1 protein-coding gene is annotated in these 307 nt (G+C 57.0%); it reads left to right on the top strand.

The annotated features are described in order from the left end of the window. Positions 1–12: 12 nt before the first annotated feature. A complete protein-coding gene (locus PZH32_RS12595; protein WP_275208588.1) occupies positions 13–132 on the top strand; it encodes an ATP-binding protein in 120 nt (39 codons plus the stop codon). Positions 133–307: the final 175 nt, after the last annotated feature.

The raw sequence follows: 307 nt of genomic DNA, 5'->3' as shown, positions 1-307 counted from the left end.
GCCCAGGAGAAGATCTTCGAGCGCTTCTACCGCTTGGACAAAAGTCGCTCCAAGGAAACCGGCGGCACGGGCTTGGGGTTGTCCATTGTCAAGCACGCGGCCCTCTATCACGGCGGCGAAGTGAGTCTGTAAAGCGAAGAAGGCCAGGGCACCACCTTCACGGTGCGGCTGCCCCTGGCTCCTGAGGAGCCGTTATCGTCCTAGGGGCAAGAGTTTGCTATGATGCTGAAGACCAAAATGGGGCGAGGGGTATGTTCTTTGGTTATGAAAAGCAGTGAAATCAAAATCTGGGCCGGATCGTCCTGCC

It is taken from the genome of Adlercreutzia equolifaciens, from assembly GCF_029076695.1.
Taxonomy (GTDB): Bacteria; Actinomycetota; Coriobacteriia; order Coriobacteriales; family Eggerthellaceae; genus Adlercreutzia; species Adlercreutzia equolifaciens_A.
Note: the sequence above shows the minus strand (reverse complement) of the source record. Positions and strands in the feature narration are given on the sequence as shown.